Consider the following 299-nt stretch of genomic DNA (forward strand, 5'->3'; position numbering starts at 1 on the left):
GGCGGATGGCCGCGCTTATCGTGGGGCACGACCAGGTAATAGGCGCTGCGGCTTTGCATCGGCTGGCCGGGCGCCGGCACCAGCTGGCCGCGCTGCAATTCGCCGGCAATCAGGATTTCGGGCAGCAGCGCCACGCCGAGGCCCGCCATGCAGGCCTGGGCGACCGTGCCGAACTGCTCGAACTGCATGCCGGGCCCGGTCGGCGCCTCGAGCCCCTGCTCTTCGAACCACTCGCTCCAGGCGCCGGGGCGGGTCGCCATATGCAGCAGCGGCAGGCGGCTGATGTCCGCCGGCGTAGC

Annotated in this window: 1 protein-coding gene; it reads right to left on the bottom strand. The window is 71.9% G+C overall.

All coding sequences use genetic code 11. From position 1 onward, the window contains the following. Positions 1–299, bottom strand: a 299-nt coding sequence (locus EN874_RS33060; protein WP_245516254.1) for a LysR substrate-binding domain-containing protein, incomplete at both ends; no start/stop codon positions are given.

Origin of the sequence: Mesorhizobium sp. M1D.F.Ca.ET.231.01.1.1 (assembly GCF_003999155.2) — a bacterium.
In the GTDB taxonomy this organism is placed as follows: Bacteria; Pseudomonadota; Alphaproteobacteria; order Rhizobiales; family Rhizobiaceae; genus Mesorhizobium.